The sequence below is a fragment of the Conexibacter sp. CPCC 205762 genome, assembly GCF_030646155.1.
Classification (GTDB): domain Bacteria; phylum Actinomycetota; class Thermoleophilia; order Solirubrobacterales; family Solirubrobacteraceae; genus Conexibacter.
Map to the genome: position 1 here is coordinate 15,027 of NZ_JAUTDN010000035.1, position 21,985 is coordinate 37,011.

Here is a 21,985-nt window from a genome sequence, read left to right on the forward strand (position 1 = left end):
CCAAGGTCGCGAGTCCGCTCCCCTCCCCAGGCGACACGGACCCGCGACCACCCAATTCGGGGGCGAGGAAGTCTAAGCAGATGGGGCCGGACAACGGCCCTGAGGTGACGCCTCCGTTTGTTACAGACGCGGTTGCATCAGCGCTGCGCAAGCCCGGCGCACGGCAGCCGACCTGCTCGTCTCCGGCGGCGCGTGCCAGTAGACGATGCCCGCGTCCGCGCTACGACAGCACGGTGTCGCAGCTGTCGCAGCGCCCGGCCACGACCGGTGCGGCGGCACCGGCGTCGGCGTAGAGCGGGCGCAGCGTGCCGTCGCAGAGCGGGCACGGCACGGCGGCGGACTGGACGGTGAGCCCCTCCCACGTCCCGACGAGCAGGTCGTCGAGCGTCGGCTCAGCGCCCACGCCGCCGTGCACGTGCGTCACTCCACCAGCGTCGAGGTCGGCCCCGGGTGTGTCGGTCGCGGATGCCGCACCGGCGGCCTCCGGCGCGACCTCCGCGTCACGCTCCTCCAGCAGGCGCCGCTCAAGCGGCGCCGCCGGCGCGCGATCCACCCTCCCAGGCGCACCCGGGGCCGGACCGTCGAGCAAGTCGAACAGCGACTGCGGGCGTTCGATTCGATCCGCCACGACGACCGCCATCACATGCTCCGCATCAAGCCGATGACCTTGCCGAGGATCTGAACCTCCCTGACGCGGATCGGCTCCATCGTCTCGTTCTCCGGCTGCAGGCGGATGTGGTCCTGCTCCTGGAAGAAGCGCTTGACGGTCGCCTCCTCGCCGACGAGCGCGACGACGATCTCACCGTCCCGCGCCGTCTCCTGTCTGCGCACGACGACGAGGTCGTCGGGCAGGATGCCGGCGTTCTTCATCGACTCGCCGCGCACGCGCAGGAGGTACTCGCCCTCCGCCCCGCCCGCGACCACCGGGGTCTCGATGTAGTCCTCGATCTCCTCCTCGGCGAGCACCGGCTGACCGGCCTGGACCGAGCCGACGAGCGGCAGGCCGGCCGGCTTGACGATGTTCTTGATCCCGTCGACGGCCTTGTCGAGCAGCTCGATCGCGCGCGGCTTCGACGGATCCCGCCGCAGCAGGCCGACCTTCTCCAGGTTGGCGAGGTGGGCGTGCACCGTCGACGACGACGCGAGGCCGACCGCCTTGCCGATATCGCGCACCGTGGGCGGGTAGCCGTATCGAGCCGAGTAGGACTTGATGAACTCGAAGATCTCCTGCTGGCGCTTCGTGAGGTCCACCATCAGGCGACTGACTCCTCGTTGCTTGGGGTCGAGACGAACATGTGTTCGAGAATGATACGCATGCCGCGGACGGACTCCAAATCGCCGCCTCCGATCGCCCCGCCGACCGGTACGCGCCCCGCGCCCCCGCCTGGCTATACTGCGCGTCCCCACGCGGTCGTGGCGGAATTGGTAGACGCGCAAGGTTGAGGGCCTTGTGGGGGATAACCCCGTGGAGGTTCGAGTCCTCTCGACCGCACTGTGAGAAGCACCTGAAGGGCCCGCACCACGTGCGGGCCCTTCTTGTTGCCGGTACCGTTCGGTCATGATCGACGAGCGAACGATCGCCCTGGCCAGCAGCCGCCTCACGGCGGCGATCCCCGATGCGGCTCGCGTCTATCTCTTCGGATCCGCCGCTCGCCAGCAGACGGGACCGGACAGCGATCTCGACTTCCTCGTGATCGAGCCGATCGTCGAAGACCGTGCCAAGGAGGCCGTCCGGCTGCGCCGCGCGATCGGCGACGTCGGCGTTCCGGTCGACGTGATCGTGCTCGACAGCACCACCGCCGCGAGCCGCGCCAACGTCCCCGGCACGATGGTCCACCACGCGCTCACCGACGGCCGCCTCCTCGATGCCGGCTGACAATCGCGAGGTCGCCGAGCAGCTCCTCCGCCGCGCCGCGAGCGACCTGCATGCCTGCCGCATCCTCGCAGCCGATGACGAGACCGACGACGACGTCATCGGCTTTCACGCGCACGACGTTCCCGCGCACTCATGACGTCACGTTCCTCGTCTCACTCGCGGAGCGTGCCGAGGTCGCGCTCCCAGAACCGCTCAGGGAAGCGGACTGGCTCACTCCGTGGGCGGCAGACATGCGCTATGACGAACCGGCCGCGCCGCTCGACCGCAAGGCCGCGCTCGTGACTGCCGAAGGCGCAGTTCGCTGGGCCCAGGGGCTAACCGCGCAGCGTTAGCGTCTCAACCCTGGCTGGGCCGTCCAGCGCGCCGCGTGCACTGTGAGCAGCACCACCAGAGCCCCCGAGCGATCGGGGGCTCTGGCCGTTCTGGGGCTGTCTCAGACGCCCGATCGCCCGATTCGGATCGCGAACAGGCGCAGTCTGCCGTTCGATGCGGCGAAGTCGAACGCGGTCGCTCTCGCGCCGCGGCCGAGCGTGTACAGGGCCGCGATGCCGCCGCCGAAGGTTCTGCCTCTGATCGCCGGGTACGCGCGTCTGACCTGCGCGACGCTCGCGCCGAGGCCGATGCCGTCAGCCGTCTTGTACTTCGTCAGCGCTCTGCTGAAGAGCGGCACGCGGTTGCGCGCTCTGTCGAAGTCGTAGGCCGAGGTGATCGAGACGACGGTGACCTTGCCGCCGGTGAGCTCGAACGCGGTGTTGCCGGTGTTGAAGTTGGCGCTCGACGGGCTCGCCTCGTAGTGACAGAGGATGTCGGCCGCCTGGGCGCAGTCCGATGGGCCCCACGTGGCGACGGCCTTTCTCGCGCCGATCCCGACCTTGACGCCGCCGATCGAGACGCCGGGCACGATCGTCTTGTCTCTGTTGGACGGCAGCGCGGCGCCGGCGGCCGGCACGATCACCAGGCTGGCGAGTGCGACGGCCGCAGCGGTGGAACTGGCGATGACGGCGGAGATTCGAGGCAACGCAGGGTCCTTTCACGCGCGCGCGGGCGCACGCACGTCGGGGGCAGGATCGCGCCAACCTACCTCAAAGCAGTGCGATTGGATGCTGGGTCCCCACCGAGGAATTTGGGCGCAGCCGGGCCGCGACTCAGCCGCGCGCGTAGCGCCGCCGATGCGCCGCTCGCGCGGCCTCGCGCTCGGCCTCATGGCGCGAGCGCGCGGCTTCCCACGCCGCCGCGCCATCGGACGCCTCGCGCGCGGCGGCCGCGGCGCGGCGCGCGGCGTGGGCGGTGCGGATCGACGCCCAGCGACCGGGCGCCGCATCTGCCGACACGCGCGAGCCGGGTGCAACGGCTGCAGGCGCCCGCCGCCGCGCGCGCAGGCCCGCCCACACGCTCCCCAGCCAGCTGACGCGGACGCGGCGGCGGCGCGGGCGCGGCGGGAGCGGCGGCGGGGTGAGGATCAGGCCGCGTCTGCGGGCGACCGGCCAGGTCGTGCCGTCGCCGTTGCTCAGGACGGTGACGACGTCCCAGGCGCCGGGCCGCCGGCGCGAAGTGCGCAGCACGAACAGCATCCACTCGCCCGCCTCCAAGTAGCCGTCGGCGGCGTTGGAGGAGCGGTACCAGCGCGGCGGGTCATAGGACGAGCTGCCCTCCTGCAGCAGCAGATCGCGCGCGATCGGCTCGACACGGCGGCGATCGGCGACGTCGAGCCCGGCGCGCTCGGCGAAGCGCTCGATCGCGTGGTCGGTGAAGCCGACCACCGACAGCAGTCTGGGCTCGACCGGTCTGACGCGGCGCGACACGGTGGCATCCTAACCTTGCCTCCGCCCCATCGGCCCGCGCGCAACCCCCGCAACGGAACGCCCACGCTGCACAAGCGCGCCCGCGCCAGCCCCGCCGCGCAGGACACCGGTCCTGCGCGTGGAAACCACAGCCTGCCGATGGACCCGCTCGTGTCACAGGATTGGCTCGCCGCGCGGCTCGAGGAGCCGCGGCTGCGCGTCGTCGATTGCCGCTTCACGCTTGGCGACCCGCTTGCGGGGCGCGCCGCGTACGCGGCCGGGCACATCCCCGGCGCCGTCTTCCTCGACCTCGACGCGGACCTCTCCGATCCGCCCGGCGCACCCGCGCCGGGGACGCCGGAGCGGGGTCCGGTCGGCGGTCGTCACCCCTTGCCCGCGCTCGACCGCTTCGCCGCCGCCGTGCGGCGGGCGGGGATCGGCGCTGGCACGACTGTCGTCGCCTACGACGACGCGATGAGCGGCGGCGCCGCGCGACTGTGGTGGCTGCTGCGCCACTGCGGCTTCCGCGACGTCGCCGTGCTCGACGGAGGGCTCGCCGCCTGGGAGGGGCCTTTGGGCGCCGGCGGCGAGCCTCCCCCGTCGCCCGGCGACTTCGCGCCGAGCGCCGCCGACCTCGCCGACGACCTGGTCACCGCCGACGAGCTCGCGCACGACCTGCAGCAGCCGCCCGGCGAGCGCCGCTACCTCGTCCTCGACGCCCGCGCGCCGGAGCGCTTCCGCGGCGAGGCCGAGCCGCTGGACCCGGTCGCCGGCCACATCCCCGGCGCCCGCAACCTGCTGGCGGCGCAGGCCTTTCCGCCCCCGGCGGACCTGCCGGCCGACACCACGCTGGTCGCCTCCTGCGGCTCGGGCGTGACAGCGACGGCGCTGGTTCTCGCGCTGACCGCGGCCGGCCGTGAAGACGTGAAGCTCTACGCAGGTTCGTGGAGCGATTGGGTCGCCCGCGGTCTTCCGATCGCGAGCGGCGAGGCGACAGACGAGGCAGCGGGGTAGGCTCGTGACGACGATGGTGAGCGCGGAACTCGAACAGCTGCGTGAAGAGCTGGACCGCCTGCGCGCCGAGCTGGCGCTGCGCGAGCGCGAGGCGGAGCAGCGCGCGGTCGAGCTGCAGCGCTACGCCGAGCAGCTGCGGCGCGCCTCCGAGCGCGAGCACATGCGCGCGCTGGAGCTGCGCCGCTCCTACGAGGCGACCGTCAGGGCGCTGGCGGACGCCGTCGAGGCGCGCGACGCCTACACCGGCAAGCACGCCGAGCGGGTCGCCGCCTACGGGCTCGCGCTGGCGCGCGCCTGCGGGATGAAGGTCGACGAGCCGCAGATCGAGTTCGGCTTCCTGCTGCACGACATCGGCAAGGTCGCGATCTCCGACGCGATCCTGCACAAGCCCGGCTCGCTGACGGCGCCGGAGATCGACGTGATGCGCCAGCACCCCGTGATCGGCGACGAGATCGTCAGCGGGATCGACTTCCTCGGCGAGGCCCGCCACGTCGTCCGCTCCCACCACGAGCGCTGGGACGGCACCGGCTACCCGGACCGGCTCGCGCGCGAGCAGATCCCGCTCGCCGCCCGCGTCTTCGCCGTCGCCGACACCTTCGACGCGCTCACCAGCGATCGCCCCTACCGCGCCGCCTCCTCCTTCAAGGACGCGCGCACCGTGATCGCCCAGGGCGCCGGCTCGCAGTTCGATCCGGAGGTCGCCGCGCAGTTCATGGCGATCCCGGACGAGGCGCTCGAGCAGCTCCGCTGCACGCTGCTCTGAAGCCGTCCCGGACCGCACGACAGACCGCGGCGCGCACCCCTGCCCGTCGCGGTCTTCGCAAATCCTACTGATTGCTCAGACAGATTGGCGGCAAAAGTCGCGCCACCCGTGCGCCACCCCATCGCCCAGAACGCAAAACGCCCGCAAGCGCGGGCGTCGGGCACGACGTGAGCAGCCGGCGGACGCACGAGCGCCCGCCGCCGTCAACTCAATTTCAAGAGGATGACGGTGTTGAGACCGAAGGCGATCGCGAAGGCTATCGTCCAGCGGTTCAGGTTCCGCTCGACGAGCGAGCCGCCACCGAAGGGGCCGCTGCCGGTGCCGACGCCGAAGGCGCCGGAGAGGCCGGTGTCTCTTCCGCTGTGCATGAGAATCAGCAGCACGAGGACGACGGCTATGAAGACCTGGATGACGGACAGAAGCGTGTACATGCTCAGCGCATCGTAGCCGACGTGGAGTCCTCGCGCGGCGGGGCCTCGGAGCCGTCGGCAGGATCGTCGTCCGGCGCCGCTCTCGCGGCGGCCTCCGCGGCCGCTCTCCCGCCCGGGCCGAGGCCGCCGGCAGCGGCCTCCGCCGGCGGCTTGATCGTGTCGATCCGCCGCAGCAGCTGGATCGCCTCACCGCGCAGCTGACGGTCGAGGATGCGGTGATCCTCCTTCGACAGCTTGCCGGTGCGGAAGTCCATCTCGGCGTCGCGGATCTCGTGGTACTTCGCCTCCTTGGCGGCCTCCAGCTCGGCCAGCTCGAGCGCCTCGCGGCGCTCGCTCTGCTCGACCCGGCCGCGTCTCAGCGGCGTCGCGATCACGAGGACCACGAGCGCGAAGACGACGACGATCAGCAGGAACTCCACGGACGAGCCCTCAGCTGCGCTGCAGGTCGCGCGCGAGGCGCGCGGCGTAGGTGGCGGTGACGCGGCGGCGCGCGGTCGCCGGCGCCGGCCAGAGCGCGACCGCGCCGCCGAATATCGTGATGATCGCGCCGATCCAGATCCACGTCGCCATCGGCGAGACGATCAGGCGGAAGTCAGACGTCCACGGTCTCGTCTCCCAGCGTCTGGCGAGCCCGTTGACGGCCTCGTCGCGCTGCCGGTAGAAGGCGTCGAGCTGCTCTCTGCTGACCGGTCTGCCGCCGTTCGCCCACGATCTGAGCAGCGCGCCGAAGACTCTGTCGCCCTGATCGATGATCGGCTGCAGCGGCAGCAGGTCCGGGTTGACGACGGTCCAGATGTCGCGCCCGAATCCGGCCCGCAGGCCGACCTCGCTCTCCGCCTCGCCGTTGAAGAAGCGGCTGACGACGCCGAGCGTCGTCGAGTTCGTCGCCGGGTAGAAGCCGCGCGTCGTTCTCAGCGTCGTGACGTGCTTGCCGTTCTTGGAGACGTCGAGCTGCGAGCCGAAGACGATCTTCTCCGGCAGCGCCTCGGCATAGGCTCTCGTGTATCTGACGTCGAAGCCGTTGATCTGGGCCGTGTCGCCGGGCTTCATCGCGACGTCCTTGGAGTGCTCGAACGACGACGAGACGGCGACGCCGAACAGCAGGATCGCGAAGCCGGCGTGGACGATGTAGCCGCCGTAGCGGCGGCGGTTGCGTCTCACCAGCGAGACGAGCGCCAGCGGCGCGACCTCGTCCGCCATCGCCTGGCGGGCGCGCACGCCGCGCCACAGCTCCTGGCCGACGCCCGCGAGCACGAACGCGACCAGCGCCGTCATCGCGAGCGCCTTCGGCTCGGCGGTCGCGCCGGAGACGAACAGCAGCGCGATCAGCGTCACGACGCCGGTGGCGATCGGGAAGGTGAAGTTGCGGCGCAGGTTGGCGGCGGTCGCGCGGCGCCACGAGATCAGCGGGCCGATCCCGATCAGCGCGACCAGCACGAACGCCAGCGGCACGACGTATTTGTCGAACCACGGCCCGCCGACCGACGTCTTCGTGCCGGTCACCAGCTCGGAGATCAGCGGGAAGAAGGTGCCCCAGAAGATCACGAAGCAGAAGGCGACGAGGATGATGTTCTGGAGGATGAAGGCCGCCTCGCGCGACAGCAGCGAGTCGAGCTTGTGCTCGGACGAGAGCGACTCGCGGCGGTACAGCACGAGCCCGATCGAGCTGAGGATCATCACGCCGATCAGGACCAGGAACGGGACCCCGAGCGTCGAGGCGCCGAAGGCGTGGATCGAGTCGAGGATCCCCGAGCGCACGAGGAAGGTGCCCATGATCGCGAGCGTGCCGGTGGCGAGCACCAGCGACGCGTTCCAGACCTTCAGCATCCCGCGCTTCTCTTGGATCATGATCGAGTGGATGAACGCGGTGCCGGTCAGCCACGGCATCAGCGAGGCGTTCTCGACCGGGTCCCAAGCCCAGTAGCCGCCCCAGCCCAGCTCGGTGTACGACCAGCGTGCGCCGAGGATGATCCCGAGCCCGAGGAACAGCCAGGCGGCGAGCGCGAAGCGGCGCGTGCCCTGGATCCACTCGGCGCCGAGGCGGTTGGCGATCAGCGCGCCGATCGCGAATGCGAACGGGATCGAGAAGAGCGTGTAGCCGGAGTAGAGCGCCGGCGGGTGGAACATCATCGCCGGGTGGCGCAGCAGCGGGTTGAGGCCCTGGCCCTCGGTCGGCACCGACGCGAGCGTCCCGAACGGGTTCGCCTTGAAGACCGACAGGAACAGGAAGAAGACCGCGAAGCCGCACAGGACGGCCTGCGCGTAGGGCGCGATCTCGCGCAGGCTGCGGCGCGTCAGGAAGAGGACGAGGCTCGACCATATGGACAGGAGCCAGACCCACAGCAGCAGCGAGCCCTCCTGCGAGGACCAGACGGCGGTCGCCTTGTAGAAGGTCGGCGTCGTCGTGCTCGAGTGCGAGGTGACGAGCGAGTAGCTGAAGTCCGAGCGCAGGAAGGCGACCTCGAGGATCGCGAAGGCGATCGTCAGCGTGCCGGCGAGCGCGTAGACCGCGCGACGGCCGGACTCGACCCAGGCGCGTCTGCGCTTGACGCCGCCGTAGACCGACGCGCCGATGCCGTACAGCGCGACGCCAAGCGCGAGTATCAGCAGTGCTCTGCCGACGACCGCCATCAGCGCAGGCTCATCGAGACGGCGCTCATCAGCTCGACGGCGCCGCTCTCAGAAGATCCTCGGGCGCGCCGTCGGGCAGTCTCTCGGGCGCGACCTGGAACTTCGACGGGCACTTCGTGACCATCGAGTCCTTCTCGGCGACGAACTCGGTCGTCATGCTGTCTCTCAGACCGTCTCTGCCGAGCTGGACCTTGACCATCACACCGCGGCCCTCGCGGAAGGGATCCGGCACGAGCCCCGTGTAGCGCACCAGCGCGGAGACTCTTCTGTGCGGATCGAGGATGCGGAACCACAGCACGCCGTCCGCGCGTCTGACCGATCTCGGTGCGACGGTGCCGGCGAGCGTGTAGGTCTCACCGGCTCTCGCGCTGGTCAGCAGCTGACCGGCGGTCTTCTCGTCGGAGCCGGCGCTGAAGCTGGTGTAGATCAGCGCGCTGGCGAGCAGCAGAGCCGCCGTGGCGGCGACGACGAGGCGGATACGGCGTTTGCGACTGGGGTCCATCGAACAGCCAGTATCGCAGGAGTCGCGCTCCGAGTGCCGACAGGCGAGGGTTTGTGCTCAAGAGCGCGAAACAATCCGCCGATCTCGTTGTTAAAGATCATGACCGTGCAACTTCGACAGCCCCGCATCACGAAGCGCCCATGGACGGGCAGGGACGCAGCAGTGGCGACCGCGACGCTGGCAGCGACGCGACCGACCGCCGACGCGCCCACCCGCCGCGAGCCGGCTGCTTCCGACGGCTGCGAGGACCGCGCGCTCTACCACTGTCACTGCGGCTACGTGTTCGTGGCCGACGTGACGGCCGGCGTCGACTGCCCGCATTGCGGCAGCGCGCAGGCCTGGTAGCGCGCCCCGTCCCCCGCCGCCCCGTTCACGCTCTCGCCGCGTCGATCGCGGGAGTGATGAGCCCGACCGTGCGCGCCACGAGGTCCGCACGCGGCACGTCCGGGTGCCGGTACCACCAGCTCGCGAGCCCGTGTATGGCGGACTTCAGCAGCTCCGCGAGGATCCGCACCTGCCGTTCGCGGTCGGGATGGCCGTCGAAGATCTCCGGGTCAGCCGCGAGCGTCGCGCTCAGTGCGACGGCGACGCGGTCCTCCAGCTGCTGCACGATCGCGGCGACCTCGGTCGTCCCCTGCACCTCCAGGAACAGCAGCCGGCAGGCGTCGCGGTTTCTCTCGACGTAGCCGAAGAAGACGTCGATCGCGGTCCAGACGCGGTCACCTTCAGGCAGCGGCGCGATCGCCTCCGCGATCAGGCTGTCCATGTCGCCCCGGATCGTGTCCAGCAGGACGGTGTACAGCTCGCGCTTGGAGGTGAAGTGGTCGTAGACGACCGCCTTCGAGATGCCCGCGGCGGCGGCGATCTGGTCCATCGAGGCGGCATGGAAGCCGCGCTCGGCGAACAGTCTCACGGCCGCGTCGAGGATCCGCTCACGGCGTTCGGACGCCGGCAGCCGGCGGCGCTCGGCCGCGGTCTGGGGTCTGGAGTCGGCCCCTGGTGCCCAATCGATCACGCCGGGATTCTTACCAATGGGCGCGACGGACCGGAAAGGCGCTAATGCTGATCAGACCTCACACGCGCCACGAAGAAGTCGAGCGCGCCAGGATTTGCGAGCGCGTCGCGGCTGGCGGCGCGCTCGGGCTCGATCCCGCTGAGGATCCGTTTCACCGGCACCTCCAGCGCCTTGCCGGAGAGCGTGCGCGGAACCTCGGCGATCTGCTCGATCACATCGGGGACGTGACGCGGCGAGCAGTCGCCGCGGATCTGCGCGCGAATCGTGGCGCGCAGCCGATCGTCGAGCGCGGCGCCGGGCCGCAGCACGACGAACAGCTCGATCCAGCCCTCGGTGCCGGGCTTGGGCAGATCGACGACGAGCGCGTCGACGACGTCGTCGTGCGCCAGCACCGAGCGGTAGATCTCGGCCGTGCCCATTCGCACGCCGCCGCGGTTGATCGTCGAGTCGGAGCGGCCGGAGATGATCGCGGTGCCGCGCGCGGTGATCTCGATCCAGTCGCCGTGGCGCCAGACGCCCGGGAACATGTCGAAGTAGGCGTCGCGGTAGCGGCTTCCATCGGGGTCGTTCCAGAGGAACAGCGGCATCGACGGCAGCGGCTCGGTCAGCACCAGCTCGCCGACCTCGCCGATCACCGCGCTGCCGTCCGGGTCGAACGCCTCGACCTTGGCGCCGAGCGCGCGCGCCTGCAGCTCGCCGCGATGGACCGGCAGCGTCGGCACGCCGCCGACGAAGGCGGAGCAGACGTCGGTCCCGCCGGAGGTCGAGAACAGCCACGTCTCCTCCCCCAGGTGGCGGTAGACCCACTCGAAGCCCTCCGGCGCCAGCGGCGAGCCGGTCGAGCCGACGGCGTGCAGGCGGCTGAGGTCGTGCGCGGCGCCGGGCGCGATCCCGGCCTTCATGCACGCCGACAGGTAGCTGGCGCTGGTGCCGAAGATCGTCACGCCCGCGTCTTCGGCGAACTGCCACAGGCGATCCATCGACGGCCAGCCGGGGTTGCCGTCGTAGAGCACGATCGAGGCCGGCGTCAGCAGGCAGCCGACGAGGAAGTTCCACATCATCCAGCCGGTCGTCGTGAACCAGAAGACGCGGTCCTCGGCCTGCGCGTCGACGTGCAGGTGCTGGTGCTTGAGCTGCTCCAGCAGGATCCCGCCCTGCCCTTGCACGATCGCCTTCGGCAGGCCGGTCGTGCCGGAGCTGTAGAGGACCCACAGCGGGTGCTCGAACGGGACCGCCGCGAACGTCAGCGGCGGCGCGGCCGGATCGGGCTCGCCGAGCGGCACGGCGCCGCTCCAGGCGTCGAAGGCGACCGCGTCGCGCAGGCCGGAGAGGTCGGCCTGCGGGTCGAGCTGGCGCAGCACGACCGTCCGCCGCAGCGTCGGCAGCCGCCGCTGCAGCTCCGCCAGCACCGGCAGCCGGTCGAAGCGCTTGCCGCCGTACTGGTAGCCGTCGACCGCGAGCAGCAGCGCCGGCTCGATCTGCGCGAAGCGATCGGCGACGCCGCTGGCGCCGAAGTCGGGCGAGGCGCTGGACCAGATCGCGCCGATCGAGGCGCAGGCGAGCAGCGTCGCGACCGCCTCCGGCAGGTTCGAGACGTAGGCGACGACGCGGTCGCCGGCGACGATCCCCTCGGCGCGCAGCGCGGTCGCGATGCGCGCGGTCAGCGCCCGCAGCCCGCCCCACGTCAGCGCGGCGAGCGGCCGCAGCTCGGTCGCGTGACGGATCGCGACGGCCGCGTCGTCGCGGCCGCGGAAGATGTGCTCGGCATAGTTGAGCGTCGCGCCCGGAAACCACTGTGCGCCGGGCATCTCGCGGCGGCCGAGGACGCGCTCGCAGGGCGCGTGCGCGATCACCTCGAAGTGGTCCCAGATCGCCGCCCAGAACGCCTCCGGCTCGTCGACCGACCACTGCCACAGCTCGGCGTAGGAGCCGCCGGCGGCCGCGACGCCGCGCTCCTCTCGCAGCCAGCGCGCGAACTGCGTCAGGCGCGCCTCACGGACGCGCTCGGGCGTCGGCGTCCAGAGGATCGGCGGGGTGTCGCGCGCGGCGGCCATCTCTCGCCGCGCAACCTATCCGATGGCGCGGTGGGCGATCTCCGATGGGGATCTCGGCGCGCGCACGTGGCAAGGGCACCTGACGTGGGTAGCATCCGCGCCGTGCGTCTGACGCTGCCCGCGACCGTCGAGAGTGTGCCCACCGCGCGGCACGCGGTCGTCGCGGCGGCGCGCGCGGCCGGCGCCTCCGAGCGCGTGCTCGCCGACGTCGCGCTGGCCGTCAGCGAGGCGTGCACGAACGTCGTCGAGCACGCCTACCGCGAGCAGGCCGAGCCCGGGACGCTGTCGGTCAGCGCCGAGCCGCACGGCAGCGCGCTCGAGGTCGTCGTCTCCGACGAGGGCAGCGGCGTCCGCCCGCGCGACGACTCCCCCGGCCTCGGAATGGGCATGGCTCTGATGGCCGCGGTCGCAGACGGCGTCCAGATCGACCACGACGGAGCGGCGACACGCCTCCATCTGACCTTCGAACTGACTGCTGTCGAGGGCGATCGAGCCTGAGCCGATCGCGATTGACCCTGACGAACGCCGGGTAATCGTGAGGCACATGGGACCTGCCACCAACCTCGCAACCAAGAGTGCCGCGAAGCCACGGAAGCGTTCGGCCAGCTCGCTGCTGCGCACGCGGATGCTGGCAGCGCGAGCCCGCAACGGGGACGCACGGGCACGTGAGGCGCTGATCGCCGAACATCTGCCGCTCGCCCGTTCGCTCGCCCGCCGCTATCGCCGCGGCAGCGAAAGCCTCGACGACCTCGTCCAGGTCGCCTCGGTCGGTTTGATCAAGGCGGTCGACCGCTTCGACCCCGATCGCGGTCACTCGTTCTCGACCTTCGCGCAGCCGACGATCGTCGGCGAGCTGCTGCGCCACTTCCGTGACACCGGCTGGGGCGTGCACGTCGCTCGCGGTACGCAGGAGCTGGCGCTGAAGGTGCGCACCGCGGCCGAGGCGATCGAGACCGAGACCGGCATCGCGCCGACGCCGCGGCAGCTCGCCGAGCGCACCGGAGCGGAGCTGGAGGCGGTCGTCGAAGCGCTCGGCGCGCTCGCCAACCGCACCGCGCTGTCGCTCGCGACGCCCGCGGGCAACGACGACGACGGCGACGCGACGATCGCCGACACGCTCGGCGACGTCGAAGAGGGCTACAGAGCCGCCGAGGCGCGCGCGCTGCTGGCGCCGGCCTTCAAGCACCTGCCCGAGCGCGAGCAGCGGATTCTCAGAATGCGCTTCGTGCACGACATGACGCAGAGCGAGATCGCCGCCGAGGTGGGCGTCTCGCAGATGCAGATCTCACGCCTGCTGCGGCAGTCGCTCGACAAGCTGCACGAGCTGACGCGCTGAACCCTTCGCCCCGTGCGCGGATCCCGCTCGCCGGCGTGGTGGCCGGCGAGCGTTCCGCACGGGGCGTTCTCGTGCGCTACTCGAACTCCTTGAGGTAGCGCTCGAAGGTCCGCATGTGGCCCTCCTCGTCGCGCAGGACGTCGATCACCATGTCCTGCGTCGCCCAGTCGACGCCGTCGCAGGCCTCGATGATGCGCGTGTAGTGCTCGATCGCGCCGGCCTCGGCCTCGATCACGCCCTTGATCACGGTCACGACGTCGGTCGTGTCCTCGGGCGGCTGCAGGTAGGTCTGCTCGGGCGTGAACTGCAGCGAGCCCGGCGTGGTGCCGTACAGCTCCTTGATCCGCTTGGCGAATCTGCGCGCGTGGCCGAGCTCCTCCTGCACGTCGGCGTGGAGCGCCTCGGCGATCTCGTCGGCACGGATGCCGTCGAGGTTGGAGGCGTTGGCGAGATAGGACATGACCGTCTCCATCTCCATCCAGTACGCGCGCGTCAGCAGCTCGACGATCTCCTGCCGCTTGTCGGCGAGCTTGTCCGAGAGGATCCCTGCCGAGGCATGCCGTGTCGTGGGCACCGCTGCTCCTTCCGAGCCACGCGACCGACCCGCCGGCCGCCACTGGCCCGGACGCTATCGCGGTGCGTCGGCGCTGTCGAGCGGGGCAGTCGGCGGCGCTGCCACAAGCTGGCGCGCGCACCACTGCGTGAACCGACCCTCGGGCGTCGCGAGCCACTCCGCCAGGTCGCGCTCGAAGCGCAGCCAGCGGCGGGCCCGGAAGCCGACGTGGGGAAAGTCCTCGGTGTGCTCGATCGTCGTGTCGTTCATCGCGTTAGGTCGCCCTAAGTAGGTCGCCCTAATGTAGCAAGCCCGATCGAGCCTGTGGGTCAGCGCGCCGCGAGCCGCGACGCGCTGACCTCAGCGCGCTACTTCCGCTTCGCGCAGCCGGCGATCGTCAGCTTCGGCGTGCGCACGACGCGCTTGCCGTTCTGACCGCTCATCGTCTGCGTCGCCGTCTGCGTCCGGCTGGCCGCTCTGCAGAGGCCGCTGGTGACCGTCACCGGCGAGTTGGCCGCCGGCAGCGACAGGACGAACTTCGACAGCGGCACGTCGGGGATCTGGTCGAACGTCGTCGTCAGCCTCGTGCCGGTGATTCTGACTCTGCCGATCAGGTCGATCGTGACCTCCCCGCGCAGCTGCACGACGATGTCGGGCAGCGAGCGGGCCGGGTTCTTGACGAAGTAGGCGTCGCCCTTCAGCGGCGCTCTCAGCAGCGAGGTGACCGCGCTGCCGCTGCCGATCTTCGCGGCCGCGCCGCATCTGCCGGCGGCGTCGTACTCGGCCTGCTTGCAGGCTCTGTTGACGACCGACAGCCGCGCGTTGAGCGATCTCGGCAGGTCGAGGCGGACGCTGCGCGCGGCCGACTGGCCGGGCTTCTGCGTCAGCGTCGCGACCAGCGAGGTCGCCTTGCGCGCGCCGACCTGGCCCTTGCCGCCGACCTTCACCGTCAGCGTCGGCGCGAACGGCAGCGCCGCGCAGTCGCCGACCTGAAAGCGGCTGCCGCGGGCCGCCGCGGCGCCGTCGGCCGAGGCGATCGTCGCGCCGACCGTCTGCGCGGAGCAGTTGGTCGGGTTGACCATGAAGCCGCTGCGGTCGATCGTCACGTTGACCTTGCGCAACTGCAGCGGGATCCCCTTCAGGATCGTCGGCAGCGGATCGGAGACGATCCGCAGCGCCGCCGTGTGCAGGTCGACGAAGACCGCGGCGCGCACGACCACGGTGCCGAGGTCGAGCGGGCCGGCGATCGCCGGGACGACGATCGCGAGGCTGTACGGCGCGCCCTTGTAGGGGCCGCCGACGTAGACGCGGCCGGGCAGGCCGAACGGCTGGCTGCCGGGGCCGGCGAGCACCTGGGCGCTGCCGATCCGCGTCTCCTCTCCGCAGCCGCCAGTGGCGGCGAGCGCCTCGGCGCAGAGCGGCACGGTGCCGATCCTCGGCATCACGCCGCGCGGCAGCGTGACGTCGATGCCGCCGAGCGAGCGGTCGCCGTCGTTGCGCGTGAACGACAGCGTGAAGGCCGTCGCGGCGCCGGCCTTCGCCGACGTCGTGCCGGCCGACAGGCCCGGCGCGAAGCCGGCCGCCGGACACGGCGCGCCGTTGCCGTCGGCGCTGACCGTGTACGACGACGAGCTCGTCACGGGCGCGCCGGCGTAGCCGTTCAGCGTCGCGGTCGTCGTCGCGACGCCGCAGCTGGCCGGGTTCGACAGCACGGCGCGGTCGCCGTCCTTGAAGCGCAGCGAGATGCGGCTGGAGACGAGCGTCGGCTGGTCGTCGAAGGTCGCCACGAGGCGGCCGCTGACCGGATCGGCGTCGATCACGCCGGGCAGCTTGAGGCGGATCGCGCCGCCGTCGACCAGCAGCCACAGACGCAGCAGCTGGTTCGGCGTCGGCTGCCCGAGCACGATCGTGCCGTTCAGCGGCACGTCCATCAGCGGGCTGACGATCTGCGCTCTGCCGATCACCGACGCCTGCGGGCAGCTGTCCGGCGTCGCCGCGCCGACGCCGACCTGCGCGTCGCTGCAGGCGCCGAGGCCGCCGGCGCCCGACGGCGAGACGACCATCCCCTGCGGGAGCGCCACGACCGCCTTGCGCAGCGGCGGCGTGCCGGGGATCGAGCCGGAGCTGGTCTGCGGGATGTCGATGTCGACGGCGAGCCCGGTCGGCGCGCCGGCGCGGGTCGTCGTCGGCTGTGCCGACACGCTCGCGTCGAACGCCGCCTCGTCGCAGTCGGTGACGTCTCTCAGCGTCGTCGTCGCCTGCTGCCAGACGGTCTTCGCCTGCCACGAGTTGAGCCGCAGCTCGGCCGGCTGCTGCGGACCGCAGACGAACGCGTTGGTCATGAACGGCTGCGGCTTCGACGTGCTCGCGTGACCGCCGGGGTCCGTGCAGCTCCAGCCGAAGAAGTCGAAGCAGGTCTGGCCGCGCTCGGCGTCGTGCGAGGGGTCGGCCGGGACGCCCCAGAAGGTCAGTCTGGAGCTGACCAGCGGCGCCAGCGACGGCGTGTCCGGGATCGTCATCGTGAGGCCGTAGTCGCTGCCGGTGCGGATGCTGGCATTGACGTTGACGGTGATCAGGCCGAGCACCGAGAAGCCGAACTGGGCGACCTTGCCCTCGGCCGGCTCGATGTTGAAGACCGGCGCGACCACGAGCGGGATCAGGTCGGTTCTCAGCTCCGCGACGCCGACCTGGGTCGCCAGCGGGCAGTTCGGGAAGTCCGTCGGCGCGCACTTCGGCGCCGCCTGCGGGTTGCCGATGATGCCGGGCGGCATGTCGACGACGATGTCCTTCGTCGCCCCGTCCGCGTTCGGGATCGTCACCGACGGGTCGAGCTCGCTCGGGACCTCGTGGCTGTTGATGCCGAAGTAGGTCATGACGTCCGGGTGACCGCCGGCGTTGTCGACCGACGTCGTCACTCTGAAGCTGCCGGGCTCGATCCCGAACGCGGCGCTCGCGCTGCTCGTCACGACGGCCGTTGCCGGCAGCGCGAGACAGCTCGCCGCGAGCAGCGCTCGCATCCAACGCTTCATCGTCATCTCCTCACCACGCGCTCGGCCTTCGCCGTGCGCGTCCCTCTCAGCGTGAACGTCGCGCTGCGCTGGCCGGCGACGCGCGCGGCGCGCACCGTCACGCGGATCCGCAGCGAGCGGCCGGCGGCCAGCTGCTTGCGGGCCTTTCTGGACAGCTTCAGCGTCAGCTTGACGCGGCCCTTCGCCATCGTCTTCGAGGCCGAGCCGACCTGCACCCAGGCGCCGCCGATGCGGGCCTGGACGGTCGCGCCGACCGTGCCGGCGTCGCTGCCGGTCACGGTCAGCACGAGCGTGCCTCTGCGGGCGAGCGCGCCGAGCGCGCTCTTGCCGGGCCACGTGGGCGCGAACGACCGCACGAGCGCCGGGATCACGTTGCCGGAGCCCTCGAACGACTCGCTCGCCGGGTTCGGCGTCACCGGCACGGGCGTTCCCGGGCCCTGGCAGGCGTCGTCGGCGCACGGCGCCGGGCCCTGCGGCGGCGGCGTCGCGCCGAGGCGGACGGCGTACAGCTTCGAGAAGGTGTCGCGCGTGTTCGGCAGCAGCGCGCCGAACGAGCTGAAGTACGCGGTGCCGCCGTCGAGGCTGATGCCGGCGGCGTTGGCGTCGGCCGGCTGCGTGCCGGTCGACAGCAGCGTGCTCTCGCCGCCCTGCCACAGGTACGCGTCGAATCTGCCGTTCTGGTCCTGCGGGACGAGCGCGTCGCTGGTCTCGAAGACGATCTTCGAGCCGTCGGCGGAGATCGACGGGACGCCGTAGTAGACGCCGTTGGAGGCCGGCGGCGGCGTCAGGCGCGTGCCCCCGCCGACCGCTCTGCCGTCCGGCCGGCAGGAGACGCAGTCGATCGCGCCGCTCGCGTCGATGCGGTAGATCTTCTGCGAGCCGGACGCGTCGGGCGTCAGGTCGGCGGTGCTGACCAGCGCCATCGCCGTGCCGTCGTAGGACAGCTCGGAGGCGCCCGAGATGAAGCTCGTCTGGAAGTTGAGGTCGTTCGGGCTGGGCGTCTGCAGCAGCAGCTTCGCGCCGCCCTGCGGCGTCCAGCGGAAGAGGTTGCCTCTGCCGCTCGTGCCCTGGCCGTCGACCGGCCGCGGCGAGGCGAACCAGACGGCGCCGCCGCCGGCCGCGACGATCGTCGAGCCGATGCCGCTTCTGTCGGCGCTGCCGCCGGAGAGGCGCGTGACCGCGCCGGTCGTCGTGTCGACCGCGAACAGGTCGAGGAAGCCGTTGTCGTCGTCGGCGGTCAGCTTGCCGGCGCTGGTGAAGAAGACCGTGCCGCCGTCGGCGCTGAGGCCGCGGAACTCGGCGCCGGCTGCCGGCGCGCCCGCGTACGGTCTGTTCAGCAGCACGGCGTCGCCGTCGGCGTTCCAGGCGTACAGCTCGGGCGGATGCTCGACGCTGTTGCTGTCGAAGCAGTACGGCAGCGCCGCGACGATCGTCTCGCCGTCGTCGCTGACCCCTTCCTGGCCCTGCGAGACGTACGGGTTGTAGCTGCCGCCGATGACGGCGTTCTTGCACGCGAACTCGTCGGGGCGCGTGTCGCCCAGCTCGACCGGCGACAGCTCGCCGTCGTGCCAGCGGTAGAGGTGGTCGCTGCTGTCCGGCGCGTCGAGCAGGCCGGTCGAGGCGTTGACGTAGAGCGTGCGGCCGTCGGCCGAGCGGCCGCTGTATCTGGCCGTTCTCTGGTCCGCCGCCGGCGCGAACGGATCGGCCAGCTCCCATTCGGCGATCGTGCTCTTGGAGCCGTCGGGGTTCTGCACCCACAGCGTCTCGGGCTCGCCCGCTCTGAGGAACATCTGCGCCTCGTAGACGATCTTCGTCGAGAAGTCGTCGGCGGCGTCGAGCAGGTTGGCGTTGGTCGTCGCCTCGACCGGCTCCAGCGTGCCGTAGCTCCAGCTGCCGTCGGCGTTGCGCGCCCCGTAGCGGGCGTTGGCGTCGATCAGGCCCTGCTTGAAGGCGGCGTGATTGCCGTCGGGCCAGCCGGCGCCGACGACGTTGAAGCCCTCCGAGCGCAGCGGCGAGGCCAGCTCGAGCGCGTTGCCGGCGGCGCCGGCGGACGGCGCGAGCGCGCCGACGCTCGCGGCGACCGCGCCGGCGGTCAGCAGCCCTGCGAAGGCGCGCCTCATCTGCGCACCGGCCGCGACTGCCCGGGGCTGGGCAGGCAGCGTCGAAGGCCGTGCGCGCACGCGGCAGCGCAGCGGCCGAAGGCCAGCTTCATTGGGGGACCCATCCTCTCTCCTGCGAACGACTCGCCTTCCCGCGCCCGCCACCATGCGCGACCACGCGCACGGGCCCGGAAAGCCCTATAGGAGCACACAATAAACACAGTTGTCTCGCCCGCGCAAGGACGTTGACGATCGCCTGGTTTCCCAGTCGTCGCGCGCCCGGTTTCAGGTGTGAACGGTGGCGTTCAGCCGGCCGCGGACGGAACCGCTCCGCGGCGCCCGCCGCGCGCTGCCTTGACGGCGTACAGCTGCCCGTCGGCGCGCGCCACGCACGCCTCCAGCGACTCGCCCCTGCGCCACTGCGCGACGCCGGCCGACCAGGGCGCGTCGTGCGCCTCGCGCAGCCGCTGCAGCGCCGCGCGCGCGTCCTCCTCGGCGGTCGCCGGGAACAGCACGACGAACTCGTCGCCGCCGTAGCGGGCGAGCAGGTCGCCGGGCCGCAGGACCCCCTCCCACGCCTGCGCGAGATCGCGCAGCAGGCGGTCGCCGGCGGCGTGGCCGTGCTCGTCGTTGACCTCCTTGAAGCCGTCGAGGTCGACGAGCGCGAGCGCGAGCGGATAGCCGGTGCGGTCGGCGAGCGCCAGCTCGCGGCTGGCCGCCTTCGCGAAGCCGTGGCGGTTGAGCAGGCCGGTCAGGTGATCGCCGTCGGCCTGCGTGCGCAGCCGCTCCGACAGCGAGCCGAGCGCGATCGCCGCCGTCCACATCGTCACCGTCATCATCGCCAGCTCGACGAGCGTGCCGGGGACCGACGCGACGACGACCGCGGCCGTCAGCAGCAGCGTCATCGCCGAGACGTGCAGCACGATCGCGCGGCGGCTGAAGAAGATCCCGACGTAGACGCTCATCCACGCCAGCGACCACGAGGTCATCATGATCCCGCCGTTGGTCGCCGACTGGCTGATCAGGCCGCAGGCGACGAGATAGACGAACGCGACGCAGCCGTGGATCGCCCAGCGCGGCAGCCGCTGCCCGACCGCCAGCACGACGACGGCGAGCGCGAAGCCGATCGGCGTGAAGACGCGTCCGAGCCCGACCGGCGCGCTGTCGCTGATCGGGAAGATCGTGCCGAGCAGCAGGCACAGCGCCGCCACGATCACGAGCACGCCGAGCGAGCCGGCCTCGGTCGTGAGGCCGGTGCGCCAGTGGCTCAGTCGTCGCAGCAGTCGGGCGGAGAGCGGCTTCGGCCGCTGCCCCCGTGCAGTCGCCCGAGATCGGTCCATCTCGGATTGATTCGGCAGCGCGGCGGTGTGACTTGAGCCGTCAGCCGCCGCAGCGCCGCCGCTCTGACCGCTTACGCCGAGGCGTCGGAAAACTCCTGGAAGAGGCCTGTCACGACGAACGCCGTCTGCTCGCCGATGTCGACCGCGTTGTCACCGACGCGCTCGAGCGCGCGCGCCACGAGGATCATGTGGGTCGCCCACTCGCGCGTGTCAGGATCGTCGCCGATCTCGATCGCGAGCCGGAAGACCTCGCGCTGCAGCCTGTTGATCTTCTGGTCCTGCCGCACGAGGTCGCGCGCCAGCTCGACGTCACGCGCCGCGAAGGCCGCCTTGCTCTGGCGCACGAGCGCGTCGGCGAGCTGCCCCATCTGCAGGACGTTGCGCAACAGCCCGTCGTCTATCGGCGCGTCGTAGCCGGCGAGCGGGATCAGCTTGGCGATGTTCACGCACTGGTCGCCGATCCGCTCGACATGCTTGATCACGTGCAGCAGCGCCGCGATCACGCGCAGGTCGCCGGCCACCGGGGCCTGCCGCGCGAGCAGCGACAGGATCCCCTGGTTGACCTCGAGGTAGCGGCCGTCGACGCGATCGTCCTCGACCACCACCAGCTCGGCGAGCTCGACGTCCTGGTGCTCGAGCGCCTGCAGCACGCGCCCGAGCTGACCGGTGACGATGTCGACTCCGCCGAGCGCCTGGTGCTCGAGCTCGGTCAGCTCCTCGTGGAAGTGCCTGCGGGTCTCCGGTGAAGTGGCCACGACAGCCAGCTACCCGAACTTGCCCGTGACGTACTCCTCCGTGCGGGTGTCGTCGGGGTTGGTGAAGATCTTCGTCGTCGGCCCGTGCTCGACCAGCTCGCCGTTGAGCATGAAGGCGGTCGAGTCGGCGACGCGCGCGGCCTGCTGCATGTTGTGCGTCACGATCACGATCGTGATCGAGTGCTTCAGCTCCTCGACCAGCTCCTCGATCTTCAGCGTCGAGATCGGGTCCAGCGCCGACGCCGGCTCGTCCATCAGCAGCACGTCGGGCTCGACCGCGAGCGCACGGGCGATGCAGAGGCGCTGCTGCTGGCCGCCGGAGAGGCCGATGCCGGGCTGGTCGAGGCGGTCCTTGACCTCTTCCCACAGACCGGCGCCGCGCAGCGCTCTCTCGACCTGCTCGTGCTCGACCTTGCGGGCCGTCAGCTTCAGCCCCGCGCCGACGTTGTCGTAGATCGACATCGTCGGGAACGGGTTCGGCTTCTGGAAGACCATGCCGATCGAGCGGCGCACGGCGACGACGTCGACCTTCGCGTCGTAGACGTCGACCTCGTCGAGCGTCACGCGGCCCTCGGCGCGGGCGCCGGGGATCTCCTCGTGCATGCGGTTGATGCAGCGCACGACGGTCGACTTGCCGGAGCCCGACGGGCCGATCAGCGCCGTCGCCTTGTTCGCCTCGAACGTCAGCGTCAGGTCTCTCACCGAGTGCATCCCGCCGTACCAGGCGTTCAGTCTCTCGAGCACGACCGGCGGCGCCTTGCGGACTATCCTGCCCGGCTCGCGCTGCTCGACTCTCGGCGTCTCGG

General features: G+C 71.4%; 24 protein-coding genes and 1 tRNA gene. 8 read left to right on the forward strand and 17 right to left on the reverse strand.

Annotated features, from left to right (window positions below; all coding sequences use genetic code 11):
- Positions 1 to 220: 220 nt before the first annotated feature.
- Together Q7L73_RS21695 and lexA are read right to left on the reverse strand one after the other, a co-directional pair.
- Positions 221 to 553, reverse strand: coding sequence for a hypothetical protein (locus Q7L73_RS21695; protein WP_304691575.1), 333 nt, complete (start codon positions 551 to 553; stop codon positions 221 to 223).
- Positions 554 to 639: 86 nt separating this feature from the next.
- The gene (gene lexA, locus Q7L73_RS21700) at positions 640 to 1,254 is read right to left on the reverse strand and encodes a transcriptional repressor LexA (protein WP_304691574.1); all 615 of its coding nucleotides are present in this window, start codon (positions 1,252 to 1,254) and stop codon (positions 640 to 642) included.
- 153 nt (positions 1,255 to 1,407) lie between these two features.
- Between lexA and Q7L73_RS21705 the strand changes: the two genes are divergently transcribed.
- The 3 genes from Q7L73_RS21705 to Q7L73_RS21715 all read left to right on the forward strand — a co-directional run bounded on the left by Q7L73_RS21705 (position 1,408) and on the right by Q7L73_RS21715 (position 2,208).
- Positions 1,408 to 1,492, forward strand: a tRNA-Leu gene (locus tag Q7L73_RS21705).
- A gap of 66 nt (positions 1,493 to 1,558) precedes the next feature.
- Positions 1,559 to 1,876: a nucleotidyltransferase domain-containing protein gene (locus Q7L73_RS21710; RefSeq protein ID WP_304691573.1), complete on the forward strand. Its 318-nt coding sequence runs from the start codon at positions 1,559 to 1,561 to the stop codon at positions 1,874 to 1,876.
- Positions 1,877 to 1,950: 74 nt separating this feature from the next.
- Positions 1,951 to 2,208 carry a hypothetical protein gene (locus tag Q7L73_RS21715; RefSeq protein WP_304691572.1) on the forward strand — a complete coding sequence of 86 codons (258 nt, stop codon included), beginning with the start codon at positions 1,951 to 1,953 and terminating at the stop codon, positions 2,206 to 2,208.
- Between the two features lie 101 nt (positions 2,209 to 2,309).
- On the opposite strand, the gene Q7L73_RS21720 is transcribed toward Q7L73_RS21715, so the two are convergent.
- Both Q7L73_RS21720 and Q7L73_RS21725 read right to left on the reverse strand, forming a co-directional pair.
- Complete coding sequence (locus Q7L73_RS21720) at positions 2,310 to 2,894, reverse strand: hypothetical protein (protein ID WP_304691571.1); 585 nt, start codon at positions 2,892 to 2,894, stop codon at positions 2,310 to 2,312.
- A gap of 127 nt (positions 2,895 to 3,021) precedes the next feature.
- Positions 3,022 to 3,678: a hypothetical protein gene (locus tag Q7L73_RS21725; RefSeq protein ID WP_304691570.1), complete on the reverse strand. Its 657-nt coding sequence runs from the start codon at positions 3,676 to 3,678 to the stop codon at positions 3,022 to 3,024.
- A gap of 150 nt (positions 3,679 to 3,828) precedes the next feature.
- Between Q7L73_RS21725 and Q7L73_RS21730 the strand changes: the two genes are divergently transcribed.
- Positions 3,829 to 4,671, forward strand: coding sequence for a sulfurtransferase (locus Q7L73_RS21730; RefSeq protein ID WP_304691569.1), 843 nt, complete (start codon positions 3,829 to 3,831; stop codon positions 4,669 to 4,671).
- A 13-nt stretch (positions 4,672 to 4,684) separates the two neighbouring features.
- A complete protein-coding gene (locus tag Q7L73_RS21735; RefSeq protein ID WP_304691568.1) occupies positions 4,685 to 5,434 on the forward strand; it encodes an HD-GYP domain-containing protein in 750 nt (249 codons plus the stop codon).
- Between the two features lie 203 nt (positions 5,435 to 5,637).
- Here the strand turns inward: Q7L73_RS21735 and secG are convergent, their stop codons facing one another.
- Genes secG through Q7L73_RS21755 form a run of 4 tightly spaced genes read right to left on the reverse strand, consistent with a single transcriptional unit; the run spans position 5,638 to position 8,998 of the window.
- Positions 5,638 to 5,865 carry a preprotein translocase subunit SecG gene (gene secG / locus Q7L73_RS21740; protein WP_304691567.1) on the reverse strand — a complete coding sequence of 76 codons (228 nt, stop codon included), beginning with the start codon at positions 5,863 to 5,865 and terminating at the stop codon, positions 5,638 to 5,640.
- Positions 5,866 to 5,867: 2 nt separating this feature from the next.
- A complete protein-coding gene (locus tag Q7L73_RS21745; protein WP_304691566.1) occupies positions 5,868 to 6,284 on the reverse strand; it encodes a hypothetical protein in 417 nt (138 codons plus the stop codon).
- 10 nt (positions 6,285 to 6,294) lie between these two features.
- Positions 6,295 to 8,496: a heme lyase CcmF/NrfE family subunit gene (locus tag Q7L73_RS21750; protein WP_304691565.1), complete on the reverse strand. Its 2,202-nt coding sequence runs from the start codon at positions 8,494 to 8,496 to the stop codon at positions 6,295 to 6,297.
- A 28-nt stretch (positions 8,497 to 8,524) separates the two neighbouring features.
- Positions 8,525 to 8,998: a cytochrome c maturation protein CcmE gene (locus Q7L73_RS21755; protein ID WP_304691564.1), complete on the reverse strand. Its 474-nt coding sequence runs from the start codon at positions 8,996 to 8,998 to the stop codon at positions 8,525 to 8,527.
- A 162-nt stretch (positions 8,999 to 9,160) separates the two neighbouring features.
- Between Q7L73_RS21755 and Q7L73_RS21760 the strand changes: the two genes are divergently transcribed.
- Entirely contained in the window at positions 9,161 to 9,343 is a 183-nt protein-coding gene (locus Q7L73_RS21760) for a hypothetical protein (RefSeq protein WP_304691563.1), read from the forward strand.
- A gap of 25 nt (positions 9,344 to 9,368) precedes the next feature.
- On the opposite strand, the gene Q7L73_RS21765 is transcribed toward Q7L73_RS21760, so the two are convergent.
- Both Q7L73_RS21765 and Q7L73_RS21770 read right to left on the reverse strand, forming a co-directional pair.
- Positions 9,369 to 10,013 (reverse strand): TetR/AcrR family transcriptional regulator, encoded by a 645-nt coding sequence (locus Q7L73_RS21765; protein WP_304691562.1) that lies wholly within the window; start codon positions 10,011 to 10,013, stop codon positions 9,369 to 9,371.
- A 41-nt stretch (positions 10,014 to 10,054) separates the two neighbouring features.
- On the reverse strand, positions 10,055 to 12,067 hold the full coding sequence (locus tag Q7L73_RS21770; protein WP_304691561.1) for an acetoacetate--CoA ligase: 2,013 nt from the start codon (positions 12,065 to 12,067) through the stop codon (positions 10,055 to 10,057).
- Positions 12,068 to 12,169: 102 nt separating this feature from the next.
- Here Q7L73_RS21770 and Q7L73_RS21775 point away from each other — a divergent pair, with 102 nt between their 5' ends.
- Positions 12,170 to 12,565: an ATP-binding protein gene (locus tag Q7L73_RS21775; RefSeq protein WP_304691560.1), complete on the forward strand. Its 396-nt coding sequence runs from the start codon at positions 12,170 to 12,172 to the stop codon at positions 12,563 to 12,565.
- Positions 12,566 to 12,692: 127 nt separating this feature from the next.
- Positions 12,693 to 13,403, forward strand: a complete 711-nt coding sequence (locus Q7L73_RS21780; RefSeq protein ID WP_304691559.1) for a SigB/SigF/SigG family RNA polymerase sigma factor — start codon at positions 12,693 to 12,695, stop codon at positions 13,401 to 13,403.
- 76 nt (positions 13,404 to 13,479) lie between these two features.
- On the opposite strand, the gene Q7L73_RS21785 is transcribed toward Q7L73_RS21780, so the two are convergent.
- The 7 genes from Q7L73_RS21785 to pstB all read right to left on the reverse strand — a co-directional run bounded on the left by Q7L73_RS21785 (position 13,480) and on the right by pstB (position 21,947).
- Positions 13,480 to 13,947 (reverse strand): ferritin-like domain-containing protein, encoded by a 468-nt coding sequence (locus Q7L73_RS21785; protein ID WP_370552414.1) that lies wholly within the window; start codon positions 13,945 to 13,947, stop codon positions 13,480 to 13,482.
- Positions 13,948 to 14,031: 84 nt separating this feature from the next.
- On the reverse strand, positions 14,032 to 14,226 hold the full coding sequence (locus tag Q7L73_RS21790; RefSeq protein WP_304691557.1) for a hypothetical protein: 195 nt from the start codon (positions 14,224 to 14,226) through the stop codon (positions 14,032 to 14,034).
- Positions 14,227 to 14,324: 98 nt separating this feature from the next.
- Positions 14,325 to 16,985 (reverse strand): hypothetical protein, encoded by a 2,661-nt coding sequence (locus Q7L73_RS21795; RefSeq protein WP_304691556.1) that lies wholly within the window; start codon positions 16,983 to 16,985, stop codon positions 14,325 to 14,327.
- A 2-nt stretch (positions 16,986 to 16,987) separates the two neighbouring features.
- Positions 16,988 to 19,105 carry a hypothetical protein gene (locus tag Q7L73_RS21800; protein WP_304691555.1) on the reverse strand — a complete coding sequence of 706 codons (2,118 nt, stop codon included), beginning with the start codon at positions 19,103 to 19,105 and terminating at the stop codon, positions 16,988 to 16,990.
- 284 nt (positions 19,106 to 19,389) lie between these two features.
- Positions 19,390 to 20,424 (reverse strand): diguanylate cyclase, encoded by a 1,035-nt coding sequence (locus Q7L73_RS21805; protein ID WP_304691554.1) that lies wholly within the window; start codon positions 20,422 to 20,424, stop codon positions 19,390 to 19,392.
- A gap of 71 nt (positions 20,425 to 20,495) precedes the next feature.
- On the reverse strand, positions 20,496 to 21,179 hold the full coding sequence (phoU, locus tag Q7L73_RS21810; RefSeq protein ID WP_304691553.1) for a phosphate signaling complex protein PhoU: 684 nt from the start codon (positions 21,177 to 21,179) through the stop codon (positions 20,496 to 20,498).
- A gap of 9 nt (positions 21,180 to 21,188) precedes the next feature.
- Positions 21,189 to 21,947 carry a phosphate ABC transporter ATP-binding protein PstB gene (gene pstB / locus Q7L73_RS21815; RefSeq protein WP_304691591.1) on the reverse strand — a complete coding sequence of 253 codons (759 nt, stop codon included), beginning with the start codon at positions 21,945 to 21,947 and terminating at the stop codon, positions 21,189 to 21,191.
- Positions 21,948 to 21,985: the final 38 nt, after the last annotated feature.